The sequence below is a fragment of the Phycisphaeraceae bacterium genome (genome assembly GCA_020639155.1).
Lineage (GTDB): Bacteria > Planctomycetota > Phycisphaerae > Phycisphaerales > UBA1924 > JACKHF01.
Genome location: JACKHF010000001.1, coordinates 222,842 through 248,324 on the forward strand (window position 1 = coordinate 222,842; position 25,483 = coordinate 248,324).

Sequence of the window (25,483 nt, forward strand, 5' to 3'; positions counted from 1 at the left end):
AGGTCAATCAATCCTCACCAGAATCGGCATCATCATTTGTAGCATCTGCCTCTTGATGATCACCAAATATCGCAGAGCCGACACGAATGAGATTCGCACCACACTCAATGCCGATCTCATAGTCGTTGCTCATGCCCATCGAGAGCAGATTAAACTGCCCTTCGCTGATATCGAGCTTGCCGATATCCTCGAAGAGATCACGCGTGCGTTCGAAACACTCGCGCGTTTTCGAGAGAAACTCCTGGTGCGATTCACCCTCGACCGGCGTCGGGCCCATTGTCATCAACCCACGCACGCGCACATACACCATCGTGTCGATCTGCTCTGCGAGATATTTCGCAGCCGGAAGCGGACACCCTTCCTTCGATTCCTCGCCTGTTGAGTTCACCTGCAGCAACACCTCGACCGTTGTATCGTGCTTCATCGCGTACTGCTGAACTTCTTCAGCAAGCCGTAGTGAGTCTGCTGAATGCAACAGTCGAACGACTTCCAACGTCTTCTTCACTTTGTTGCGCTGGAGATGTCCGATCATGTGCCAGCGAACCGGATGCCCCGCGTGCTCCTGCTCGGGATCGTCCTTGAAGAGTGAGCTGAGCTCGCGGCGCGTCTGCACGAGGATGTCACGACGCTTGACGTGCTCTTCCATCATCGCGGCACGCTGGATGAGTTGCTGCGCACGGTTCTCGCCAAAGTCCGAGTGACCCAAGTTGTAGACAGCCTTGATCTGGTCGGGCGACGCGTACTTTGTGACTGCCACCGTGATGATGTCCTGCGCCCTGCGACCCGATCGCTTGGCAGCATTTGCTACATTCTCCAGCACCTGCTCATACCGTTGCTTGAGCGCCTCACCCGTGATCTCTGGAGTTCCATCCTTTGCAGTGTCGTCAATGTCGGCTGATGTTCGCTTTGCTGTCGTCGTGCCCATGAAAACCTCCCGACCGAGACGTACATCCGCGACACGTCGCTGCATCGCACGGAAACCAACATGCAGGGTACGTCTGTTCCTCCCGCGCCGGCTACGAAGAATCCAAGAAACAGGAACCTTCCCAACGGAGCATATCGCGGGCTATCCTCGCAAATGGCAGACAACTCCACACGCTCTGATACACGTAAACCCGCTGTGCTCATCATACGTGACGGCTGGGGGGAAAACCCTTACGCCTCGCACGATACATTCAACGCCGTAAAACTCGCGTGCACACCCATCGATGAACAGCTGAAACGGGATTGGCCGTGGACACTGATCAAAACTTGTGGCGAGGATGTTGGGCTGAATGATGGCACCGTCGGCAACAGCGAGGTCGGCCACCAGAACATTGGCGCGGGTCGCATTGTCGATCAGATGTCAGTAAAGATTACCAAAGCGGTCCGCGACAGATCGTTCTTCTCAAACACTGCCCTTACCGAGGGCATTGTAAAGGCACGCGATGCGGACGCGAGTGTCCACATCCTCGGGCTTGCATCAAACGCGGGTGTGCACAGCCTACTGAACCACTTGTACGCATCAATCGAGTTGTGCAAAGAACTCAATATGCACAATGTTGTGTTGCACCTGTTTACCGATGGTCGCGACAGCGGCCCATTCTCGGGTGAAAAGTACATCGCCGAGATCGAGGCAAAGCTGAAAGAGATTGGCATCGGACGCATCGCATCGATCTGCGGTCGGTACTACGCGATGGACCGTGACAACCGATGGGAGCGGGTGCAACTCGCGTACGATCTGCTGACAGGTCAGCACGGTAACACACCCGCATTTGCCACCGCGCACGACGCGCTCAATCACTACTACGAGCATCCAACCAGCGAAGCACTCAAAAGCGACGAGTTCGTGACCCCGCGCATTGTCGGCGATCCTGCGCCGGTGCGCGACAACGACACTGTCATCTTCTTTAACTTCCGCGGCGATCGTCCGCGGGAACTCACCCGTGCGTTCGTCATGGATGAGTTTCACGGGAACGTCAAACCCTCACCCGACACTGGAAACAAAGGGTTCGATCGCGGCAGGAAGATCAACCTCTCCGCGTACATCACAATGACCTCGTACGAGGATGAGCTGAAACCACTGGTCTCAGTTGCGTTCGAACGCCCACCCAAGATGGCAAACATCATGGGCGAGTACATCAGCTCACTAGGGCTCTCACAGTTCCGCTGCGCCGAAACAGAAAAGTACCCACACGTCACATTTTTCTTCAACGACTACCGCGATGAACCGTTCGCTGGCGAGTATCGCAATAACCCGCAGTCGCCCCGCGTTGCAACGTACGACCTCGCGCCCGAGATGGCAGCCGAGGAAGTGTGCCAGGCAGTGCTCGATCGACTTCGCGCAAGCGACTGCGAGGACCTGCTGATCGTCAACTTCGCAAACGCCGACATGGTCGGACACACGGGCAAGCTCGATGCGTGCATCAAAGCCTGCGAAAAGGTCGATGAGTGCGTCGGTCATATTGTCAGCGCGACACTCGAACGAGACAGCAACTGTATTGTCACAGCAGATCACGGCAACGCCGAGCAGATGTGGCAGCCCGACGCAAACTCCCCGCACACCGCGCACACGATGTACGATGTGGCGTGTATCGTCATTGGTGAGAACGTGAGGCGTGCAACACTCCGAGGTGACACCGACATCAACGGCTGGTTCAATGAGCACGTGCGCGCACATCGCGGCAGACTCGCCGACCTGATGCCGACACTCCTTCACATGATGGGACTGGAGCAACCGAGAGAAATGACCGGCCAGTCACTTATTCTGGAGTAACGAGTTCGCCTTCGAGTGTCGTGCTGATCCGATCAATGATCGTGTGCGCTTCAGCAATCGACGCGTTGCGCGATTGGGGCATCGTCTTCTTATAGATCCACGGAAGCGGCAAAATTGTCAATGGCAGATACCACAGATACGTGTTGAAATCGTACCAGCCGAACCACGTGCGAAGCATCGAATCGGTCAGCCACACGCCCGGCCAAATAGAAAGCACCATCAGCACCCAAAAGATGAGCGGGAGCGTCGGTTTCATCTTCAGCGAGAATCCGATTGTATTCTCACTCGCACGTGAACCAATGAGCGACGAGTCGAACGGCTGACCGAACGCATCGCACTCGAAGAGCCCGCGTCCGCCTTGCTTATACCCAGCAAGTTTGCCGCGACGCGACAATGCTGACAACCGTTCGACGACATCGCTATCGGACAGAGAAGTCCTGACAGACGGCAGCATCCCTGCATGTTGTGTTGGCTCTGACATGCGCTTCCCCACGAGAGTTATCGCCTGAATCATATGGACAATGCAACCTGTTCCGGTTAATCAGGCAGAATCTGCGCCAACCATTGTAACAGCCCGCGGTATTCCTTGCATACCGGCAATGCTCGCGCATGCTGATGGCGCTGAGGTGGGAGAACCCAGCCTCACTCGCACTGTGGCATAGAGCTTGACCATGAAACACAACACAAAACAGGATGAAACAGACGCACTTGCGATTCATCTGCCCGAAGAGGGGCTCGATCGGATCAACTGGCGGTCCATGACGCTCAAGGGCGACACGGACATGATTATCCGTCACCCCACCCATCACGAAAAGCCGGACCATCCCATCACACAGCCGGAAGACCCGCGTTGGGTCCTTGCGCTCCAGGCCCATTCCAAACTCGAGGGTGGACGCATCGGCGCAATCTCACCCGAGAACCGCGAGAAACTCGTGGAGATGGGGAAGCAGTTTGGATTGCGCCCCTTCGATGTGCAACTTGTAATCGCGATCGTACAGGACAACGCACGTCAGGGGTTTGAGTCACTCAGCACCGACGCGACGCACCGACTCTCGTGCGTGCAGCGCGTAGCAACGCCCAGCGTGCGCAACTTCCAGATCGCGGTGATGCTGATGGCATCGCTCTCGCTCGGCGTGCTCGCAGCTGCCATGTTTGTGGTGTGGATGACCCGCTGAAGAAGTCGCTGACTTACTCCACAATCTTGAATAGTCGCCCTGTCTTGTGATCGAACAGGTAGAGCTCACCCGCCGGATCCTTGCCAAAGCTCGAGATGGAAAGATTCATCCCCGTGTCGCCAAACGCGGGCTTGAACGCGTCTGTGTGTTCTACAACATCGTCAGCGCGTGCATTCTCACCCTCACCACGAATCCTGAACGACCACACACGCCCGGACATGAAGTCCGCGAAGATGTACCTGTTCTTCAGCGCGGGCACGCCGTCAGCTTCGTAAAAATACCCGCCTGTAATAGAACCATTCTGGTTGTTGTTGTCCTTGTGCGTGTACGACCAGATTGGAAGTGTGACCGTTCCGGGCTCTGGGATGATCTCCTGCTGGTCCTTGGGACGCTTGGTGAACTTCTCCTCACCCTCCATGTAGTTCCAGCCGTAGTTCTCGCCGCCCTTTGAATCTGCAGGCTGAAGGTGGATCCATTCGCGCACGTTCTGCCCAACGTCCGCGATCCAGATGCGTCCGTGCGAATCGAACTCGAACCGCCACGGGTTGCGCACACCGAACGCCCATATCTCCGGCTGCGCGTCATCGCGCACAGCAAACGGATTGCCGCGTGGAATCGCGTATGGAGTCTCAACTGAACTTCGCGAGACATCGATGCGCAGCATCTTGCCGAGAAGCGACGTCAGATTCTGCGCATTCCCCTTCGGATCATTTGCAAGTCCACCATCACCCATACCGATGTAGAGCATCCCGTCAGGCCCAAAGCGGATGCATCCGCCATTGTGGTTTCCGTACGGCTGACGGATCTTCAGGATGACGAGTTCTGATGCGAGATCAATCGTGTTTTCATCGCTGAATGTGAACCGTGAGACAATCGTCTCGCCGTACGGTCCGGAATAGTTCATGAACATGTGGCGGGATGTCGCAAAGTCGGGCGCCAGTGCAACGCCCAGCATCCCCTGCTCCCAGCCCTTTATCGTAAACGTGTCCTTGGGCATCGTCAGCGCCGGCTCATCGCGGAGTGTCCCGTCTTCGATCACTCGGATGTTGCCAGTCTTCTGCTCGACAATGAAAACTCGCTGCGATACAGGCATCTCACGGGATTCAGTGTCGATCGCAGCTGGTGCAGGATCAAACGCCATGTCGACAGGCTGGGTCAGCCCGCCGCATACTTCTTGGAGATGCTGTGCCGAAACACCGCCCGCAAAGACCATCACCCCAACAACCGCTGATACTGAACGCATCGTGTTCTCCTTCAGTCCTGTGGAACGACAGCATAGGAGGGAACTGTGCAGCACGAGTTTGTGTTCCCAGAGGAAGTGCATATAGAAAGCCCATGGATTGCAATCCTTGGGCTTTGATTGTTCAAACTATCTCATGTATCACGCTCTTGCTCGGCGCATGGTCTCGGCATCTGCCGGCTTACGATCGCGCATCATCCGCACAAACGCATCGAAAAGATACGCAGAGTCTGACGGCCCGGGTGAAGCTTCGGGGTGGTACTGCACAGCAAACACCGGCTTGTCCTTCAGCCTGAATCCTGCCACCGTGTTGTCGTTCAGATGCACATGCGTCACTTCCGCGCCAATCGCCTCGAGCGATTCACGCTCTACAGCAAACCCGTGGTTCTGGCTGGTGATCTCGACCTGCCCTGTGAGCGTGTTGAGCACCGGCTGATTGATCCCGCGATGTCCGAACGGCAGCTTGTACGTCGTCGCGCCAAGTGCAAGGCTCAGCAGTTGATGCCCAAGACAGATACCGAAGATCGGCATCGTGTCCCTGTCATTCAGCACGTCGCGCAGCAGCGTGATAACACCTTCAACAGCAGCCGGATCGCCGGGACCGTTGGATACAAACAGCCCGTCTATCTCGCCACGATCTCGCATCGCAATCAGTTCACTTGCAGTCGTGCTAACCGGGACGAGCGTCACATCGCATCCGCGACTTGTCAGATGCCGAAGAATGTTCCGCTTTGCGCCGCAATCGATCGCTGCGACCCGCAATCTGCGATCTGTTCCCGCGCCAACACCCGAGCGCATCCACATGCCAAGATCCTCGGACCATGTGCTTCCGGATGAGCAGCCGACTTTCGTTGCAAGATCCTGTCCAGCCATCGAAGGCGCAGCTTTGCATCGTGCGAGCAGATCAGTATCCGAGACCGATTCGTCATCGGTCAGCGTGCCCCGCATGACACCCGCGGTGCGAAGCCTGCGTGTGAGCGCTCTGGTATCAACCTCAGCAAGTCCAAGGATGCCCTGTCGCGCAAGCTCATCCTCAAGATTGCTCGTTGCGCGGTAGTTCGAGTGGAGATGTGCGAGCTCACGCACGATGAATCCAGCCACCTGGAACCTGCTGCTCTCCACGTCCTCAGCGTTGACGCCATAGTTCCCAATGAGCGGAAACGTCGCAACCAGAATCTGCCCGGTGTACGACGGATCGGTGAGCGCTTCCTGGTACCCCGTCATGGATGTTGTGAAGACGACCTCGGCATCGACAACCAGCCCCCGGCCTGTCGCGCCGAATGCCACGCCACGCACGATGGTCCCGTCCTCCAGCACAAGTCTGGCGATGCGTTTTTCCGTGTCATGTGACAGTTCGTTGGGATTTGCATCGGCACTGGACGGCTGGTTCGTCATGGGCATCCGTAAAGTGTAGAACGTGACCGATTCACTCTTCCAAACCTCGGCCGAAAATCGCGGGATTTCGCGTGACAAACCACACAACAAACCCGCCTTCTCGCGGTTCTGTCGGGTGTCGGTTGAACGCGGGTTCGACGCGCCGGCTGGCGGGCTGACATACGCCATCCCCGATGAGCTTGTCGATTCCGCCCATCCCGGCTGTCGCGTCACCATGCCGCTCGGCCTAGGGAAGAAACTCGCTGCGGGGATCATCCTCGACATCGGCGACGCTTCACTGCTCGACGGCTACCCGATCGAGAAGGTCAAGCCGATCGCGTCAGTGTCCGGCGGTGCGCTCCCGCGAGATCTCGTGGCGCTGGCCCAATGGATGAGTGAGTACTACATCTGTCCAATGGGCATGGTGCTCTCAACAATGATGCCCGCAGCTGTGAAGAAGAGTGTCGGCGTGCGCACGCGACAAGTAGTGTCGCCGGTCGCGCTCGACGACGCTGTGTGGGAGCTGAAAACAACACCGTCGGCGAGCGCAGCACGCGATGCCATCCGCACACTCCCACATGACACCTGGCCGATCCCACCGAAGGAACTGAAAGGTCTGCTCGAACTCCGCACCATCGGTCCGATCAACAAACTGCTGGAGCTCGGTGTGCTTGTGCAGTCGGACGAGACCTATGTCAGGTCCGACGACCCGATGCTCGAATCGCTCGCGCACGATTCAACCACAGCCACGCCCCCACCGCTTACATCGGATCAGCAGCACGCCGCCGACGGGATCAACACTGCACTGACAACGAACCAGTTCGGCGTGCATCTCATCCACGGTGTGACAGGATCGGGCAAGACCGAGGTCTATCTGCAACTCATCCAGCGCGTGCTCGATGCAAACGCCAGCGCCATCGTGCTCGTCCCTGAAATCTCACTCACGCCACAGACCGCAGGCAGATTCCACGCGCGATTCGCAGACTCCGGCGTTGTCGTGCTGCACTCCGGGCTCACCGCGTCGCAAAGGTCGAAAGCATGGGCTCGCGCATCCGACGGGAGCGCCCGCGTTGTTGTCGGCGCACGTTCCGCAGTCTTTGCACCCGTCCCGAACCTAAAACTCATCATCGTCGACGAAGAGCACGCGACCGATTACAAGCAGGACCAGCTCCCGCGATACCACGCGCGCGATGTCGCGATCGTGCGTGCGAAGGAACTCGGCGCATCGGTCGTCATGGGGAGCGCAACGCCTAGCCTTGAATCATGGGCGAACGCGACCGGCGATAATCCAAGATACACGCTCTGGTCGCTCCCCAGGCGCGTCGGCGACAAACCAATGCCAACCGTCCGCATCGTCGATCTCATGCACGATCGGGCGCTCCGCGCAAAGCAGGACATCGCGTCACTCAAATCTCAACAACTCGTCAGCATCGAGCTCGAAACGCAACTCCATCGCACACTCGAAGCCGGCGGTCAGGCCATCCTGCTGCTGAACCGGCGCGGGTACGCCGGATACCTGCACTGCCCGAACGCAAAGTGTGGATGGGTGCTCGAATGCTCGCAGTGCGACGCGAGGCTCGTGCATCATCGGGGCGCATCGCTCCCACTTGGCGGCGTTGCACGATGCCATCACTGTCTGAGTGAGTCGCGCGTGCCGCGTGTGTGTCCGGCGTGCCAGGGAAACATCACCAAGTTCTCGCTGGGAACACAACGACTCGAGGACGAGCTCGAACAGAAGTTCATCGACGTGCCATTGGGCGATGGACGCGTCGGACTCGTGCGCGACGACACCATGCTGCGCATCGATGGCGACACCATGACCAGCGCAAAGACGTACCACGACGCGCTCTCGCGATTTGCGACGGGAGACGTGCGCGTGCTGCTGGGAACACAGATGCTCGCAAAGGGGCACGATTTCCCGAACGTGCGCCTCGTCGGCGTGGTCAGCGCAGACACAGCGATGCATCTGCCCGACTTCCGCGCTGCCGAGCGGACATTCCAGCTGGTGTCGCAGGTCGCTGGGAGAGCCGGACGCGGCGATCAGCCGGGACTCGTCATCGTGCAAACGATGGAGCCGACATCGACCGCGATCGTGCGAGCAGCTTCCCACGACTACATCGGGTTTGCGACGCAGGAACTCGCGGTGCGCACGCGATCGCACCTGCCGCCCGCGTGGCGATGCGCACGAATCGTCGTCCGCGACGAGGACCACGACAAAGCCCTTTCACGCGCACAGGATCTCGCGCAACGGATCAGAGCAACATCCAATCTCACCATCGACGGGCCCATGGATGCACCGATCAACCGGCTGCACAATCAATGGCGGATCGCGATCGAACTCCGCGCGCCAGGCGCTGGCGCACTGCTCGCACCGCTCCGCGCACTCCGATCGCAGGGCTTGCTCAAGTCAGATGCGAAGACCGCGGTGGATATCGACCCTGTGGGGATGATGTAAGACGGCATTAAACTTCCTTGTTTCTAACACCGTGATGTATCTCAAATCCTTCTAAGCATTTACTCCACCATCCATCAGCAACATTATTACTATCGAGCAGTCTATTTGCAAGTCTCGACATTGCACCGCGAGACTCGTTTGCCGGCACCAAAAATCCGATCCTGGTTGAAAAACCCCGACTTTCCCACTGACCTGGATGTGCATCCATAAGATATACCGAAGGAGAGTATTTGCAGCTGTCACTCAACAGACTTCGCAACAGGTTAAGTACGAATCCCGGCTTGTCGTCAGACAATGTTACAAAAAAAGCTATTAAAGACGCTTCAAGATCATCCTTCCATGGATTCACCGCACCATATGGCGACACGTTGCTCCTTTGAACATTTACGCACAAGACGTCATCAGGACATTCTGTTTTTTCTTCCAGAAGAAAATGTCGCAGCTTCACTTTCATAGTATCATGAATTTTATTTAAACGATTTTCATCTATACCATCACAGCTATATGCGAATAGCATGCAGGCGTGGCCGCACAAAGATCGGCAACTACTTCTCAAACAAATCCTCTCTAACTCACCCTGCAAAGCCTGAGCTGTCTTTGAAAAAATTCCACTTGCATCAGGTGTAAAGATCTGTACTACAACAAACTCGCCCTCAACTAACTTCTCTATCTCTTGTACTTCCCTAATTATACTAGTCAAATTGGGAGTATTGTACTCTATTTCAGTCAGCCACTTAGCGCGATGGTCGAGATCGCCAATGTCTTTTCTCTTCGACAAATAATCATTCCAAGCAGCATATAAACTTAACTTAAGCTCACTCTTTGAAACCCCAGCTGGGCCATACGCTCTAAACATGTGCGAAATTGCTACAATCTTACCATCTTGACATTGAGGATATGAATCATGCTGAACAACCTCCAAAGGACAATGATCGTCATTGCGAGGTTTATGTATGAGTTCAAGGAACTGATAGTATATTTTATTATAACTTACATCACTTTCGATTATCGCTCCGTTATCTCGACGAGCCACTGGCTGCTTGAGCGAAAAGATAAAATGATGCCTATTAGCGTACTTTGTCTTTGACTGTTTCTCTTCTCGAACCGGAAAAGCCCTGGCCATTATGGCCCCGTCAGGGTCAGCCATTTTTAGTTCTTCATTAACTGTTTTTATAAAATCCGGGTCATCTATACGACTTTTCTTCACAGAAGAGTCGGATACTTCCAATAAAACGCCCCCATATTCACCAAATGATCTAACCCATGCCGCATCAATATTTGAGCTCTTATATGCAGTGTCATCATTATTATTGCCACTAACAAGCTTCCTCAGGACACATTCTAAGCTGCCAGCCTGATCAGCCCCTTCAATTCTAATAATTGCACTACCCACATCAACCTCCAGTAACAACCAAACACGTTTCGCACGAAGAATAATGTATCGCATAATTTTCTGCAATACTGTTTATTGCTCAACAAAACAAAATAGGTGGATCTCCTGATAGAATTTGCTTCATCCCCTCGTGCGTTGCTTCAAACCCGAGCGATTCATAGAACCGAACTGCATCGGGGCGGGCCTTGTCGGTCGTCAGTTGCATGAGTGCGCAGCCTCGCTCCTTCGCGATGCGTATCGCGTGCTCAACAAGTTGTTTGCCGATGCCCATGCCACGCACGGACGTGTGGACGCGCACGCCCTCTATCTGGGCTCGCGTTGCGCCGGATCGCGACAGGTTCGGAATGATCGTCAGTTGCAATGTGCCGACGACGCGATCGTCCAGCTCCGCAACGTACACCTCGCTGTCGGGTGATGCTGTGATAGCTGCAAACGCGCTCTCGTACGGCGCGATGTCAGCCGATTCGCGTGTCTTTCCGATTGGATCGTCCGTCAGCATCGCGACAATCGCGGGGAGATCGTCGCGCGTCGCGGGGCGGAAGACGACCTCACTCACCACTCCGGCCCGCCGGTGTAGCGCCCGTAGATGTCGGCCATCGCCTGTGTCATCTCGCCCATCGTGCAGTTGGCGAGCGCGCCATCGACCAGTGACGGCATGACGTTCTTCTCGTCGCGACAGGCTGCGCGGATGTTGTCGAGTGCGCGCTCCACCGCGTCGTCGTCGCGGTTCTTCTTGAACGCGCTGAGACGCTCGACCTGGTCGATCTCGACCTGCTCGGGGATGACGAGGATGTCGATGGGGCGGTTCTCGTCCTTGTCAACGTACTCGTTCACACCGACGATGATGCGGTCGCCCGCTTCGCACTCCTCGCTGAACCTGTACGACGCTTCTGCAATGCGCCTGCGGAAGTATCCCTTGTGGATGCCCTCGACGACGCCGCCGCGATAGGTATCCGCGCCGACACGCTTAGTGCGCACGCTGTCTGACCACGCACCGCCACCCATCTCGTCGATCTCTGCGATGTAGCTGAGCGCTTCGTCTTCCATCTTGTCGGTGAGCGCCTCGACAAACCACGACCCGCCGAGCGGATCAACGACGCGAGTCACACCGGTCTCGTGCGCGAGTATCTGCTGGGTGCGGAGCGCAACGGTGACAGCCTGCTCCGTGGGAAGTCCGAGCGTCTCGTCCATGGAGTCTGTGTGGAGTGACTGACACCCGCCGAGCACCCCAGCCATCGCCTGGTACGCGACGCGGACGATGTTGTTGAGCGGCTGCTGCTCCGTGAGTGAGCATCCCGCGGTCTGCACGTGTGTCTTCATGAACCACGAACGCTCGTTCTTTGCGCCGTATCTGTCGCGGAGCATGCGCGCCCAGATGCGCCTTGCAGCGCGGAGCTTGCAGACCTCCTCGAAGAACTCGTTGTGGGAGTTGAAGAAGTAGCTGAGACGCGGCGCAAACTCATCGATGTCCATCCCGCGCGCAAGACACGCCTCGACATACTCCATGCCGTCGCGGAGTGTAAACGCGAGTTCCTGCGTCGCGGTGGATCCTGCTTCGCGGATGTGGTACCCGGAGATGGACACGCTGTTCCACTTGGGAACACACCGGGACTGGAACTCGATGGTGTCCACGACGAGCTTGACCGAGGGCTCGGGCGGATAGATGAACTCGTTCTGCGCGTGGAACTCTTTGAGGATGTCGTTCTGCAATGTGCCGCCGAGCGTGTCCCACGAGATGTCGCGCTGCTTCGCCATCGCGAGATACATCGCCCAGATGACCGCGGCAGGGCCGTTGATGGTCTGCGAGACGGTGACCTTGTCGATGGGGATGTCAGCATACAACCGATGCATGTCCTCGATGGTGTCGATCGCGACGCCGCACTTGCCGACCTCGCCCGCGGAGAGCGGATCGTCTGAATCCCGACCCATGAGCGTGGGCAGATCGAAAGCCGTCGAGAGCCCGGTGTTGGCAGCTGTGTTGGTCTTGGCTGCACTAAGAAGGTACTTGAATCGCTTGTTTGTGTCGTCAGCCGATCCGAACCCTGCAAACTGACGCATGGTCCAGAGTCGCGTGCGGTATCCCTGCGGGAACAGCCCGCGCGTGTATGGAAACTCGCCCGGCGACGCGATATCGCGATCGATGTGCTGGAGGCTCTCCGTCGGGCTGTCGGGACCGTAGGACGGGTTGAGCACGATGCCCGAGATGGTGACCGCGTGCGGATCGACCTTGTCAAACCCGGGGCCGGTGAATGTGGATGTTGCGGTGGTCATGCGCGGAGTCCTTACTGAGATGGAGTCATGTGCCGTCAGTCGATTCTAGGAGGGGTGCAGGTCTGCTGAATATGTATTCGTCTACAGAAGAAAAGCCCAGGGATTCCAATCCATGGGCTTGAAAATACGACAGCATGACAGTCCTCACGCAGCCGAGACAGCTTCTTCTTCAGCAACGACTGCAGCCTCGACATCGTCTGCGTCGAATGACACATCTGTCGCTCCATCCGGGATGGGGATGTAGAACGCAGAGAGCGTTTTGCTCGCGCCTTCTGGATCAACAACGACCCTCCCACCGCCACCACGCATGTGCATGGACCCGAGCTTGAACGCGCTTCCGAGCGCGAGCATCATCCAAAGCCCATCAAGGAGTGTGAAGTTTGTAAAGAATGTCAGATATGGGAGTGATGAGCTTGCAAGTTCGCTGGACTTGTCCGCAAGTTCACGGTACTCAGCCTTCTCATTGTCAGAAAATGCTGCCCAGCGCGATGTTGCTTTGTCCCACACGCTGGCTGGAAAATCCTTTTCACCGATCGGCTTTTCTTTGTCCGCACCCTCAGGCCACACGAGTTCCGCGCCAGTCTTTGTCAACTCATTCTGAACATCAATCGCAACCCATGAGATAAGATACTCATCTGTGGATGCTGCTGCACGGATCTGCGTTGCCTCCTCCTGAGTCTGGAGGTATGACGCTGCAAACCTGCCACCAATCACAGCGAGGACAGCAACCAAGGCAGCAACGCCACCGGACGCGAGATCAACCTTCGAGCCGACAAAGATCGACACACACACACCAACAACAATACCAATCAGCCATGCCAGCACGCCAAGATCTACGCCTGAAATATGCGTGAGATAGGCCCACCCGATCGCGCACGCTGCACCTGAAAGCACACCCGCAAAGAGAGCACGGAAGATCGGCATTGTCTTCTCCAGATCAGGTCGTTTGAGCAGCAATCGCACCATGCAACACCGCTTGATCCTGCATCGACACGATCGAACGTCATTCCGATGGGACCCCGCGTGCTTGGGGTGTGCAGCGCAACACCTGCTCGTACAATCAGTACAGCCCACACACACGGAGAGTGTGATAATGAGCACTATTTCATCGCATACGCTTTGCTGTACTGCCTTTACACTTTCTTTACCGGCAACTGCGCATACAGCTCGAAGTACTCATGATTGAACTCGGTCGGTGTATTGATCCACGCTTCAAAGCATGGCAGATCGTCGGGCACATACCCGCTTGCTGGCAACCACGTCGTGTAGAGCCAATCTAGCGCGCGAAGCTCAAGATCGATCCCGCCCTTCACGGTCACCTGCGCCACGCGCATCGCGGGAAACTCATACCGGCCGATCTCGCCTTCGGGCGCAACATCATCGACCTCGACCGCAATGTAATAATGGCAGTCTTCCAGTGCCGTGATCTCCGGATTCTCCCACTGATACCCCAGCCACTGTCTGTGCGCAACACCATGCATCACCGCCCAGTCGTACAGATGCTTCATCGCATCGATCACCGCGTTGTTGTGGTACGGATTTGAAACGCGGATGTACGCAACCACGCGCGCGGGTAGATCGCGCAGCGTCACAGAGAATCCGTCCGGATTCTCGCCAGCAGGCAATCGATCCAGACGATGGACACCGATCGCATTCGCGGTCGACTTGCCCAGCTGATCACGATTGGTTTCTCTGTATGCTGCAATATCAAACCGACTCGGCGCAACACCAAACCGCTGCTTGAAACTGCGCGAGAAATCAGACGATGACGCGAACCCGCACGCCAATGCGATCTGCGTCAGCGACCTCCCCTGCGGATGCGACATCATCTGGAGAGCGCGCTCCAATCTCACACGACCCACAAACTCACCCAGGGTCTCACCCACCATCGACTGGAAGATGCGATGGAAGTGGAACGGCGAGAAATGGGCCACCTGCGCAACATCCTCCAGCCGGACTGGCTCGTGCAGATTGGTCATCACAAAGTCGATCGCGCAATTGACGCGCTCAAGATAGACATCCGAAGTTGTGCTGCTGTGTGCCATTGCAGATCCGCAAGATATGACAAGTCACGCTGGCGTGTAATGTTGTACCATGCTCCTGAGCATCACACATCCATCACACCGGAACCACACCATGACCATGAAACTGCTTGTGACTGTCACGACCACCGTCATCGTATCTGGGTTTGCCGGCTGCACATCAAACGAGCACACCGACACGAACCATCACACGGGAGCATCATCGATGCCTCAACCTGCACACGGAACCATGCCGATCGGAGCCTTCTCCGTCAGCCTCGCTGTCAAGGACATCCATGCGTCCAAAGCATTCTACGAAGCGCTTGGGTTTGAGGAGGCGGGTGGCAACATCTCACAGAACTGGGTCGTTCTGCGTAACGGCACAACCACCATCGGGTTGTTCCAAGGCATGTTCGACATGAACATCATGACGTTCAACCCGGGCTGGACCCACGCAGCCCAGCCTCTGGACTCGTTCATGGATGTCCGGGAGATCCAGAAGTCGCTGAAGAATCGGGGTATCACACTCACGACCGAAGCGGACGAGAACTCCACAGGCGTCGCGAACTTCACGCTGATAGACCCCGATGGAAACATGATCCTGTTCGATCAGCACGTGCCAAAACCGGGTAGCTGAACAAGCCCGGCACATGCCTGTGATACTGCCCTCCAAGCCTCCTCGCACAGGCTGCGTCTAGATCGCGTGCTGCACCAAGGCATGCCGTTGTCCGTGACTCCTGATCTCATGTGATAGTGCATGACTTGACGATGGAACCACCGTCCCGTGTATCATCCCTTGATATGGGGCCGGATGACAGGCTGTCCACCAGCGGCGTGCATATCCATCCGCAAGAGCGCACAGGAGAACAACACGATGACAGGTATCGTACTCGCCCAGAACAACAGCGGAGCCTTGGGAGCAGGCCTCATTGGGATCGTACTTATGCTGGTCTACATTGCGATCATTGTTCTCATGATCGCCGGTGCATGGAAGATGTACGTCAAAGCCGGACAGCCGGGATGGGGTGTGCTGATTCCGTTCTTCAACTTTTACCTTCTGTGCAAGATCGTCGGCAGACCGGGATGGTGGCTCATTCTTATGTTTATCCCGATTGTTTCACTGGTCATCGCGATTATCGTGATGATCGATCTGGCAAAGTCCTTTGGAAAAGGCACTGGTTTTGCAGTCGGACTCATCCTCCTCGGATTTATCTTTTTCGCGATTCTGGGATTCGGGAAAGCCGAGTACCAGGGGCCTGCGGCAGCTTGATCTTCCATGGCCCGTCGCCGTGTGCCACTGCCCTTTCCTGATCTTACTGCCGCGCACCAATGCGCCCAATGCGATTACAACCTCGCGGGGCTGGAACATGTTGAGCACTGTCCGGAGTGCGGCACAGCGTTTGGACCCGAGTCGCATATGCGTATTGTCGGAATCCCTCAAAGATCGGAAACGGTCTTGTGGCGACGCATCGTCTGGGGCATCCTCATCATAGTTGGTGCAGTGCTGTCTCAAACGTGGATGTACTTCTTCGCATCGAGTGCGATGAAAATCGTGGGCATTGTGTTTCTTGTGCTCCTTGCGGCGACAACAGGCATGCTCCTCACATCCCGCCAGAAATCAAAGCCAACGGAGAAGATCACGTTCGCGTGGGCTGGCATCGGAAGAAGGGAATGGGGAAGGCAAGGTGCAAAGACCGAACTGATGGAATGGCCGCAGGAAGTAGCTGTCCAGATCATCACCGTCAGCACGGTCTGGCAACGACTTATCATCAAGACGATCGAGATGGACGGCGAATCATCGGTGTTCTTTGCATGCGGGTTCAAGTGCCGAAAAGAGCACATCCCTTGGGTTCAATCGACTATTGAAGCGCTCCAGCGTGGCGAGCCTGTACCAGTTGGTCCAATCGATATCACCCAAACCTGATCAGCCCAAACTCAACTCCATCGCACGTCTTCACTGACGTCAGGCCGAATCTCGCGGAATCGCAACCCACATGACGATAGTGTGTGCGGGCATGATTCGACCTGGCGGTGTCATCGCGGTATTGGCTCTTGCGCTCCTGTGCGTGGGCGTTGTCATGGTCACAAGTGCTGATATGCGCGTTGTCTCTCGCATCCCGGACACGCCGCTCGGCCTCGGCGATGTTGCCACACCCGAGGCAACCAGCGTTTCAGCACCAGCGCAGATCGAATCGGTCGGCGCGATGCTCCGCAGGATCGCCACTTCATCGCAGGTCATGTACTTCGTGATGGCGATCACTGCCATGCTGGTCGCATCGCTCATACCAATCAACAAACTGCTCGCACTTGCTGGACTCCAAAGTAACGCCAGCGACTCACACCCGCCTGTAGAAACGCCAGTGCTCCCCATGCCTTCCGATTTTCCGTGGCACAAGAAGACACTCCGAATCGCGTGGCGATGGTTCAAGCCCTTTCTCCACAGGGACTATCTCCTCCCTGCGACCGCGGTCATCCTGATCTGTGCACTTCTTGTATGCGTGTACGTCCCCGGATTGCGCAGCCCGCGGAACGGATCGAACCGTTGGATCCTGCTCCCGGGGCTCGGCGGGCAAACGTTCCAGCCGAGCGAGGTCGCAAAGTGGGCGATCGTCTTGGTGCTCGCGTGGTACTGCGCACGCCGGGCTGCAGTGCTCCAGTCGTTCACGCGTGGGCTCGGCCCCGCGCTCATCGGGCTCGGGCTCATTATCGCCGTCATCGCAAAGGAAGACCTTGGCACAGCTGCGCTCATCGCGGTCGTGTCCTGCGTTGTTCTGATCGCAGCGGGCGCGCGGATTCCACACTTCCTTGCGTTCTCGCCGGTCATGATCGCGGGCGCGTTCGCAGCGATCTGGCTTGCCCCCTACCGCATCCGCAGACTCATCTCCTTCCTCCAGCCGTACGACGACCCGATGGGCGACGGGTATCACATCATCCAGTCGCTCCTGGCGATCTCGGGCGGCGATGGCGCAGGACGCGGACTTGGATACGGGCTCCAGAAGCTCGGATACCTCCCAGAAGACCGAACCGACTTTTTGTTCGCAGTGATATGTGAGGAACTCGGGATCGGCGGGGGCATTCTCGTTGTGTTCCTGCTCTGCGCACTGGTATGGACCGCCCTTGGGATCGCACGAAACCAGACCGTGCCCGCGCTCAAACTCATTGCGCTCGGTGTCGCATCAACCATCGCGTTCCAGACACTCATCAATCTTTTCGTTGTCACGGGGCTCGCGCCGACCAAGGGCATCGCTCTCCCGCTCATCAGTTTCGGCGGCACGGGCTGGATCCTCACATGCGCTTCGCTCGGCCTGCTTATCGCGATAGACAGACACTCTCGCGCAGACGCATCCATTCTGTCACGAGAAGAAGCACCAACACACGCTCGAGACGGACACGGACTGGCTGTTGCCTGACCCAAGCACACAACAGAGTTCACCCGTCATCACCGCGATCTTCGCTGGCGGCGGTACAGGCGGGCATCTATACCCCGCCATTGCAATCGCCGAAGCGCTCGCCGCGCGAATCAAGGACACACACCCCGACACGCCGCTCCGTTGTGTGTTTCTCTGCTCGGACAGACAGATAGATCAGACGATTCTCTCGAATACAACAATCGAGCACGCTCAGATCGAGATCATTCCTACCGGCGCAAAGCCGATGCTGACATCACCGCGTGGGCTGCTGTCGTTTGCTCGGTCGTGGCGCCCGACTGTCCGTCATGCGAGAGATGTGATTCGTGATGCGGCGAAATCAAGCACGCACTGCATCGTCATCGCAACAGGCGGATTTGTTGCTGCCCCTGTTGTCGCTGCTGCATGCAAGGAACCATCGCTCGTCGCGATGTGCTCGCTGGACGCGGTCGAGGGCAAGGCAAACGCGCTGATCGAACGCATGCTTGCACGTCACGGCGGGATCGTGCTCGATGCCACCCTGCACGGAAAATCGACCCCACACGCAAAGGCAGGTGTCGCAACGCATCGCGTGGGACCACTGCTCCGCAGGGCATCGCTCGCGCCGGGAGATCAGCACCAGTGCAAGCAGTTGCTCTCACTTGATCCTGAAAGACCTGTTCTGGCAGTCATCGGTGGGAGTTCCGGCGCAACGAGTCTGAACACTGCGTGGATGCGATTCGTCTCGCAGCATGCAGACGCGCTTCAGCACTGGCACGTGCTGCATCAGGCACGAGCGGACGAGCACGACACACTCCGCGCCGGATACGACAGCGCGAAGATTGATGCTCGCATCGAGTCGTTGTTCGATCCAATGGGCGTTGTCTGGGGTGCTGCCGATCTTGCAATCTCGCGGGCTGGCGCGAGTTCGGTGGCTGAGGTCGCAGCCAACGCCACGCCAACCGTGTTCGTCCCTTACCCCTATCACAAAGACATGCACCAGCTCTACAATGCGGAACTGCTGAAGAACCGGTCCGCTGCCGAGATAGTGCGGGAAATCGTCAACGATCCGAACGCAACCGTAAACCGGTTTGCCGAGACGGTCGTCCCGCTCCTTGGCGATCAGGCAGCGCGCGATGCCATCCGATCACGTCTTGTCTCACTCAGCAAGAGCGAATCGGATGAAAATTCCATTTATATTGGACCTTTTGGTGCTGATCTCGCTGCGACTGCTCTGCTTTCCAGTCTGGCCCTCTACTGAACCGATCGTCTGAGAACATTGCGATCGGTGTCAGATGCACGATCGCGGTGTGCTAGTACAGGACGACCACAATGCAGGGAAGCAGCCCACGACATCAGACATCCGCCTATTCATCGCCGCAGCGGAGCTATTGCACGCACAAGCATGGCGTGAGTTTCTCGCGCGCGATCGTCTGGCACATCGGCGCAGAGCCGCCACAGGCGCTCATGACGATTCTCTCGGCAGCGGGCTCGTTCGCTGGCGCAGGAACGGATGTGCTTGCTGTCACTGCACAGGCTCTTTCGCTCGCCCGAGCGATGGACAACAACAACGAAGACGGCTCGGTCGCGATCCTCGTCACGGATCGCTCGCTGGAATCCGCTGGCGCAAGACTCGCTGAGCAACTCGCAAAGTTCACCAGTCGGGTTGCTGTGAAAAGAGTAGAACTGAATCCCGGATTATCTATCCGTCCAATCACATCACACGCCAGCACCACCAAACACATCGCCATCCCCGGGCGTACCACCCAGAGCACGATCGAGCCCAAGCCGATCGCTGGGATACACACACAGATACGTCCGGATTCGCAGCAAAGCTCGCTCCTTGACGCAGTTTTCGAGCAGACACATACAAACCGAACCCGCGTGATGAACAGAATCGTGTAGGATACGAACAGTTGATTCCAATGACACAGACCTCGACACATCAGCCAGACACAGACTCGCGCGATCCCATGCTGCGCGTGCTGCTCGTTGGTCCTGCGTCGGGGCAGTCACTCGCGATCGAGAACACTTTGCGTTTCTCGCGGAAGCTGATGCTTGTCCGGGCTCGGTCGTGCGTCGATGCTATCGGCGAGCTCACATTCTCGCCCGAACTCGATGCGCACAGCGACAGCTCGTTCACTGTCGTGCTGCTTGCTGACGACTGCGTGTTTGACATTGACGATTCAACAACGCACATCACAACACGTAGCGCGCGGGCGCGCCAGTTTGCGCACGCTGTGTCCCAGGTTGCGCCAATGGCACACATCGCGTGTGCTGTAAGTGCGTCTGTCGCATCTACCATCGCAACACCAGTCGGTATTGACAGCCTCGTCGATTCACTCGAAGGCATGATGTTCGCGATCCACGCCGACAGACCAGAACAGAAACAAGCCGCATCCGAAACAGTGTTGCATGTGGATGATGCTGCCGGCATGCACGCAGAACCCAAGCCAGGCGCAGACCAGTCGCGTGTTTCGCACGCGCTGCTCGCGTTTCTCTCGGGCTCTGCCGATACAGCTGGCTCACCAGCAACATCAGTCGACACAATCGTATCGAGCACCGGCGACGAGATAATGGTACAAGCACTCATGCGCGGACAATCCATCCTGAAACCCGCACTGAAGCTGATAGAGCATCGTCTCGGCACTGGGGCAGTCATCTACAACGCATCATCGCAGAAGAACGCACGAGGCGCATCGGTGAGCGTCGCAGGTGCAATCGTCGGCTCACTTGTTGCATCGCCCAAGGCGGATGCTGCATCTGTTCAACAGCACGCCGGTTGGCTTGGCTCGTGGCTGGCGATGGAGCAGAGTGTTGAGCAGATGCGTCACGATTCGTTTGTTGATCCGTTGACCGGTGCGTTCAACCGCCGATTCTTCGAACGAGAACTCCCCCGCATCATCAAGGAGGGCTCACACCACGACAGGCAGATCGCCATCCTCGTGTTCGATATCGACAACTTCAAGTCATTCAACGATCGATTCGGGCACAAGGCTGGTGACGACATCCTGTGCCAGACGGTGCAGCTTCTCCGCTCGGTCATCCGCCCGAGTGATCGCGTTTGCAGGATCGGTGGCGACGAGTTTGTCGTCGTTTTCTATGACCCCGAGGGACCGCGAGACATCAGCGCATCGCAGGGCATGGACAACGTGCGCACGCTTGTCGATCGACTGCAGACAGCCATCGCCGAGAAACAGTTCCCCAGCCTGAAACTCAACGCGCCCCGTTCGCTCACCATCTCGGGTGGGCTCGCATCGATCCCGACTGACGGCACCGACCCGTGGAAGGTGCTGCAGATAGCCGATGCCCGCGCGCTCGACTCAAAGCGTTCCGGCAAGGACACCATCACCTTCGGCCCGGCGCAGGCATCACGCTAGTGCCTACCTTTGCGTGTGCAGACACTCTCGCAGATTCGCGACACACTGAACGCCTACGACCTGAGCCCCACAAAGCGGTTCGGGCAGAACTTTCTCATTGACCACAACAAACTCTCGCTGCTCGTGGATGCGGCTGGTGTCGGCACGTCGTGCAAGGTCGTGCTTGAGATCGGTCCCGGCACGGGCACGCTGACAGAAACCATGCTCGATCATGGCGCAACCGTTATTGCCTCCGAGATCGATCACGGCATGTGTAGACTGCTCCGTGGCACGATCACCAACTGGCCCGACACATTCGCACTCATCGAGGGTGATTGCCTCGCATCCAAGAGCAGCATCGCGCCTGAGATCATCCAGGCTCTTGATGATGCCATGCGCGCGCACGGGACACAAACGTACAGACTCGTAGCAAATCTGCCCTACGCAGTCTCCACGCCCGTGCTGCTGGCGCTCATCACTCAGCATCCGAAATGCGATGGGATGTTTGTCACTATCCAGAACGAGGTCGCCGATCGTCTGCTCGCCCAACCAAACACAAAGGAATATGGCACGCTTGGGATCGTTGCACAAACATGTTGCACCGTGGAACGGTTTGCAACACTGCCGCCTTCATGTTTCTGGCCAGCTCCAGATGTCACCAGTGCGATGGTTGCGATCAGGAGGAAGCCGGAATCTCCATCGATAGACCCCTCATTCCTGGCAATCTTCTGTCGCGACCTGTTCGCCCGCAGGCGCAAGCAACTCGCTGGTGCGCTCAAAGCCATGGGATATGGGGGTATCAACTTTGCTTCTATTGCCCAATCAACCGCAAGAGCTGAGAACCTATCGCCAGAGCAGATAACCGAACTTGCGCTGCTTGTATCCGACTGTTCATCCACATCATGATGTCGATCTTTACAAATCACACACATTTCCTGCGGACTTCGGATATGCTCAGGTGTGGCCACAGAAGGAACTGAAGACCACTACCTCTCACACGCATCGGGAAACTGGCCCGAACCTTTGGGCACGGACCCGCTGCATCGCCCGCTCGCCGAAGACACACCGAATATCCACGATACCGGCGAACTCGGCTCGAAGCTGAGAACAGTGCTTGAGGATGCGTGTCACGGCAGGCTGCACAAGATCGAGTGGTTTAAAACAACCTGGCAAACATCCGGCGCCACAACCGGATACGGCAAATGGCAACTCGACGACGACCGCGTTGTTGATGTCATGATCAAGCTCCCAGTTGGTCATCGTGAAAAGTTCTGGACCGCCCGCCTCAATCACCCTTCGGCTGAAGCATGGGATACGCGGGAAACACTCGAAAAACCTACACCACGAGTGCTTGCCTCTGGTGATAATCTGGATGGACACGATCTTGCATGGCTGGTGATGGAGCGATTCAACGATCGTCCGCTCTCACATCACATCACAAAGCCGCACGTCGACCAGTTGCTGTATACTGCAGCACGTTTCCACGCGAGTGCTGTCAAGGAACATCAACTCACAGATCCACCAGACGAGCCTGACTGGCAGAAGCTTGTCCAGCGCTCGCGCGATCAGATTGAAGCAGGAACAGTACCTGAAGAAGATACATGGATGCGCTTGCTCGATAATCTTGAAAAGCACTTGCCGCGCTTGGTTTCAATCTGGCATGATCGTCCGATTGATACATGGTGCCATGGCGACCTGCATCCTGGAAACGCGTTTGTCCGATCGCTGGACCCAGACAACCCACATGATGAGTGCTGTGTGCTGATCGACCTTGCGATGGTGCATGCCGGTTGCTGGATCGAGGATGCGGTGTATCTCGATCGCCAGCGCTGGGGCACGCACGGAGCTCTGTTTGGTGTAAAGCCTGTCAGATCGCTGGCAGCCCATCGCGAACGACTCGGTTTACCGCTTGAAGGTTCGTGGCAGTTACTGGCAAACATCCGGCGGGTGCTGATGTCTGCGACCAGCCCTGCTTTCCTGCATCAAACCGGGCATCCCGAGTATCTTGCGGAAGCCTGCCGCGTACTTTCAACACTATTACCGGTCGTCACGAGCGATTCTTAGATCATTGAACTGATATTAGACCGATAATCAACTGCATTTTTACGATTCACATCGGTATGCAAACAGCATATAAAGACGCTATCCTCTGGCTCTACCAGAACCCGGTAGACAGGCTCGTGGCTCGACCACACAACACACGCAACCACAGATGAGAAATGGGGAACGACAAAAATGGATAAGTTGGCCAAGATGAAGCAGATGATTGACGACTGCCGCGAGGACTTTGAAAAGGGCATGGGTGGCAACAAAGCGGCTGGCACACGCGTCCGCAAGGCCATGCAGGACATCAAGGCACTCGCACAGGAAATCCGCGCTGACATGCTCGAAGCCCGTGGGAGCTGAGGCACAAACCTCGCCGTCATTTCACACTATGACACACGCACAGGACATCCCATGCCAGGATCAGGTGACTGGCTATCTCCTTGGTGATGCAGATGAAGCAGGAAAGCAGTTCCTGTTTAATCTCACAGGGATTGATCTGTCAAAGCGCCTGCTTGGTCGCAGCGACCTTGAGCAGTTCAATCCTCAGCGTGGCGACATGGCCCAGCTTGACGGTATCGTGTGGAAAAGCGATGATCTCACGCAAGCTATCGGTGTTCGTAACGTCGGTGAAAACGAGTTCTGGGTGCCGGGGCACTTCCCCGGCAAACCCCTATTTCCAGGCGTACTGATGGTTGAAGCCTCCGCACAGCTTGCGGGATATTGCTATAACGCGCGATTTGATGAACCGAAGCTCGCCGCTTTTCTCAAGATCGAGAACACCACGTTCAGAAGTGCAGTGGTCCCAGGCGACACACTTTTCTTGCTTCTAAAAGAGGTCAGTTTCAGCATGCGTCGGTTCTGCTCCGATGTGCAGGGCGTTGTCAATAACAGGATTGCATTTGAGACACGCGTCAGCGGGCTCAAGCTCCCCGATCCGTTCCCCGGGCAGTAAGAGCATGCCGCCAAACGTGCCGTTTGCACAACCGATCCTGCTCGACCCCCTCCTGATTGACAAGGTCTGGGGTGGTGATCGGCTTACGCGATTTGGAAAAAACGTCAAACCCGGCGCGAAGGTTGGTGAGTCGTGGGAGCTTGCAGATCTTGATTCCACGAGCACATCGGGCGCCGGTGGAGGCGCAGCCCATTCGCGCATCGCATCTCCCGAGATACCAAACGCAAAGACGCTGCGAGATCTGATCGGACTCGATCCGAACGCCATACTTGGCGATGCTGCACAACCAAAGCACCCCCAGTTCCCACTTCTGGTGAAGTTTCTGGATGCCGCTGAAAACTTATCTGTGCAGGTACATCCAAGCCCAACCTACGCCGAGTCACACGAAGAAGCCCATCTCAAAACAGAGTGCTGGTACATCCTCGACGCTGCGCCGGGGAGTGTGATCTACAAGGGTGTTAAGCCTGGTGTGGACAGTGTGCAGTTCGAGAAAGCGATCACCGACGGGACCGTTGTTGATCTGATGCACGCGGAGCCCGCGATTGTCGGACACATGCACAACCTGCCCAGCGGCACCGTCCACGCACTCGGTGCGGGTGTGGTGGTTGCAGAGGTCCAGACACCATCGGATACAACGTTCCGTGTGTTCGACTGGGGCAGAACCGGCCGCGAACTCCACATAGCCCAGGCGATGCAATGCATCGATTTCGACCTGGCACCCGTCGCCACACAATGGGATAGTCCGCTCTCCGATAATGGGTTGCGTAAGACGCTCGTGCAGACAGAGTTCTTCATTGTCGAGGAGATGCGGCTTGAACGGAATTACTCGTGCACCGGCGCTCCCAATGCGCATGCGTCCGGCATTCGGCCGGTCGTCATTATGCAGCTTCGTGGGTCGAGTGTTGTCACCGGTACTGATCGCTCAACAGAACCACTGCATCTTGTAACAGGCTCAACAACTGTTGTGCCCGCAAGTGCAAGCCGTGACTGTGTTATCACAGGGATGAGCGATGATTGTGTCTGCCTTGTGACGACAGTGATTGGCTAACACAGCAC

General features: G+C 56.9%; 24 protein-coding genes. 15 read left to right on the forward strand and 9 right to left on the reverse strand.

From position 1 onward, the window contains the following. Positions 1 to 7 precede the first annotated feature (7 nt). The gene (locus H6815_00960; GenBank protein ID MCB9858995.1) at positions 8 to 925 is read right to left on the reverse strand and encodes a YggS family pyridoxal phosphate-dependent enzyme; all 918 of its coding nucleotides are present in this window, start codon (positions 923 to 925) and stop codon (positions 8 to 10) included. A 153-nt stretch (positions 926 to 1,078) separates the two neighbouring features. Between H6815_00960 and H6815_00965 the strand changes: the two genes are divergently transcribed. Continuing rightward, complete coding sequence (locus H6815_00965; protein ID MCB9858996.1) at positions 1,079 to 2,755, forward strand: 2,3-bisphosphoglycerate-independent phosphoglycerate mutase; 1,677 nt, start codon at positions 1,079 to 1,081, stop codon at positions 2,753 to 2,755. Here H6815_00965 and H6815_00970 read toward each other — a convergent pair. Beyond that, a complete protein-coding gene (locus H6815_00970) occupies positions 2,742 to 3,236 on the reverse strand; it encodes a hypothetical protein (GenBank protein MCB9858997.1) in 495 nt (164 codons plus the stop codon). The two genes, H6815_00965 and H6815_00970, sit on opposite strands and share 14 nt — an antisense overlap. 190 nt (positions 3,237 to 3,426) lie before the next feature. Between H6815_00970 and H6815_00975 the strand changes: the two genes are divergently transcribed. Continuing rightward, complete coding sequence (locus tag H6815_00975) at positions 3,427 to 3,930, forward strand: hypothetical protein (protein MCB9858998.1); 504 nt, start codon at positions 3,427 to 3,429, stop codon at positions 3,928 to 3,930. Positions 3,931 to 3,943: 13 nt separating this feature from the next. On the opposite strand, the gene H6815_00980 is transcribed toward H6815_00975, so the two are convergent. After that, positions 3,944 to 5,173 (reverse strand): PQQ-dependent sugar dehydrogenase, encoded by a 1,230-nt coding sequence (locus tag H6815_00980; GenBank protein ID MCB9858999.1) that lies wholly within the window; start codon positions 5,171 to 5,173, stop codon positions 3,944 to 3,946. A 138-nt stretch (positions 5,174 to 5,311) separates the two neighbouring features. Beyond that, positions 5,312 to 6,571, reverse strand: coding sequence for a glutamine-hydrolyzing carbamoyl-phosphate synthase small subunit (gene carA / locus H6815_00985; GenBank protein ID MCB9859000.1), 1,260 nt, complete (start codon positions 6,569 to 6,571; stop codon positions 5,312 to 5,314). A gap of 16 nt (positions 6,572 to 6,587) precedes the next feature. Here carA and priA point away from each other — a divergent pair, with 16 nt between their 5' ends. Beyond that, the gene (gene priA, locus H6815_00990) at positions 6,588 to 8,999 is read left to right on the forward strand and encodes a primosomal protein N' (GenBank protein ID MCB9859001.1); all 2,412 of its coding nucleotides are present in this window, start codon (positions 6,588 to 6,590) and stop codon (positions 8,997 to 8,999) included. Between the two features lie 7 nt (positions 9,000 to 9,006). On the opposite strand, the gene H6815_00995 is transcribed toward priA, so the two are convergent. The 5 genes from H6815_00995 to H6815_01015 form a co-directional block, all read right to left on the reverse strand. Continuing rightward, complete coding sequence (locus tag H6815_00995) at positions 9,007 to 10,392, reverse strand: hypothetical protein (protein MCB9859002.1); 1,386 nt, start codon at positions 10,390 to 10,392, stop codon at positions 9,007 to 9,009. A 79-nt stretch (positions 10,393 to 10,471) separates the two neighbouring features. Next, on the reverse strand, positions 10,472 to 10,948 hold the full coding sequence (locus H6815_01000) for a GNAT family N-acetyltransferase (protein MCB9859003.1): 477 nt from the start codon (positions 10,946 to 10,948) through the stop codon (positions 10,472 to 10,474). After that, the gene (locus H6815_01005) at positions 10,945 to 12,663 is read right to left on the reverse strand and encodes a methylmalonyl-CoA mutase (protein MCB9859004.1); all 1,719 of its coding nucleotides are present in this window, start codon (positions 12,661 to 12,663) and stop codon (positions 10,945 to 10,947) included. The genes H6815_01000 and H6815_01005 overlap by 4 nt, the downstream gene beginning before the upstream one ends. A 144-nt stretch (positions 12,664 to 12,807) precedes the next feature. Beyond that, entirely contained in the window at positions 12,808 to 13,587 is a 780-nt protein-coding gene (locus H6815_01010) for a hypothetical protein (protein ID MCB9859005.1), read from the reverse strand. 209 nt (positions 13,588 to 13,796) lie between these two features. After that, positions 13,797 to 14,708: an AraC family transcriptional regulator gene (locus H6815_01015; GenBank protein ID MCB9859006.1), complete on the reverse strand. Its 912-nt coding sequence runs from the start codon at positions 14,706 to 14,708 to the stop codon at positions 13,797 to 13,799. Between the two features lie 226 nt (positions 14,709 to 14,934). Between H6815_01015 and H6815_01020 the strand changes: the two genes are divergently transcribed. The 12 genes from H6815_01020 (at position 14,935) to H6815_01075 (ending at position 25,475) form a co-directional block, all read left to right on the forward strand. Next, a complete protein-coding gene (locus tag H6815_01020) occupies positions 14,935 to 15,321 on the forward strand; it encodes a VOC family protein (GenBank protein ID MCB9859007.1) in 387 nt (128 codons plus the stop codon). A 306-nt stretch (positions 15,322 to 15,627) separates the two neighbouring features. Next, the gene (locus tag H6815_01025) at positions 15,628 to 15,954 is read left to right on the forward strand and encodes a signal peptidase I (GenBank protein MCB9859008.1); all 327 of its coding nucleotides are present in this window, start codon (positions 15,628 to 15,630) and stop codon (positions 15,952 to 15,954) included. Positions 15,955 to 15,960: 6 nt separating this feature from the next. After that, entirely contained in the window at positions 15,961 to 16,608 is a 648-nt protein-coding gene (locus H6815_01030; protein MCB9859009.1) for a hypothetical protein, read from the forward strand. A 70-nt stretch (positions 16,609 to 16,678) separates the two neighbouring features. Continuing rightward, positions 16,679 to 18,094: an FtsW/RodA/SpoVE family cell cycle protein gene (locus H6815_01035; GenBank protein MCB9859010.1), complete on the forward strand. Its 1,416-nt coding sequence runs from the start codon at positions 16,679 to 16,681 to the stop codon at positions 18,092 to 18,094. Further along, entirely contained in the window at positions 18,087 to 19,331 is a 1,245-nt protein-coding gene (locus H6815_01040) for a UDP-N-acetylglucosamine--N-acetylmuramyl-(pentapeptide) pyrophosphoryl-undecaprenol N-acetylglucosamine transferase (GenBank protein ID MCB9859011.1), read from the forward strand. Before H6815_01035 ends, H6815_01040 begins: the two co-directional genes overlap by 8 nt. Positions 19,332 to 19,402: 71 nt before the next feature. Then, the gene (locus H6815_01045) at positions 19,403 to 19,975 is read left to right on the forward strand and encodes a hypothetical protein (protein MCB9859012.1); all 573 of its coding nucleotides are present in this window, start codon (positions 19,403 to 19,405) and stop codon (positions 19,973 to 19,975) included. 20 nt (positions 19,976 to 19,995) lie between these two features. After that, on the forward strand, positions 19,996 to 21,450 hold the full coding sequence (locus tag H6815_01050; GenBank protein ID MCB9859013.1) for a GGDEF domain-containing protein: 1,455 nt from the start codon (positions 19,996 to 19,998) through the stop codon (positions 21,448 to 21,450). A 15-nt stretch (positions 21,451 to 21,465) separates the two neighbouring features. Further along, on the forward strand, positions 21,466 to 22,335 hold the full coding sequence (rsmA, locus tag H6815_01055; protein MCB9859014.1) for a ribosomal RNA small subunit methyltransferase A: 870 nt from the start codon (positions 21,466 to 21,468) through the stop codon (positions 22,333 to 22,335). A 54-nt stretch (positions 22,336 to 22,389) separates the two neighbouring features. Beyond that, positions 22,390 to 23,493, forward strand: coding sequence for an aminoglycoside phosphotransferase family protein (locus tag H6815_01060; protein MCB9859015.1), 1,104 nt, complete (start codon positions 22,390 to 22,392; stop codon positions 23,491 to 23,493). A gap of 171 nt (positions 23,494 to 23,664) precedes the next feature. Continuing rightward, positions 23,665 to 23,835 (forward strand): histone H1, encoded by a 171-nt coding sequence (locus H6815_01065; protein MCB9859016.1) that lies wholly within the window; start codon positions 23,665 to 23,667, stop codon positions 23,833 to 23,835. Between the two features lie 28 nt (positions 23,836 to 23,863). Continuing rightward, a complete protein-coding gene (locus tag H6815_01070) occupies positions 23,864 to 24,427 on the forward strand; it encodes a hypothetical protein (protein MCB9859017.1) in 564 nt (187 codons plus the stop codon). Positions 24,428 to 24,431: 4 nt separating this feature from the next. Continuing rightward, the gene (locus H6815_01075; protein ID MCB9859018.1) at positions 24,432 to 25,475 is read left to right on the forward strand and encodes a class I mannose-6-phosphate isomerase; all 1,044 of its coding nucleotides are present in this window, start codon (positions 24,432 to 24,434) and stop codon (positions 25,473 to 25,475) included. Positions 25,476 to 25,483: the final 8 nt, after the last annotated feature.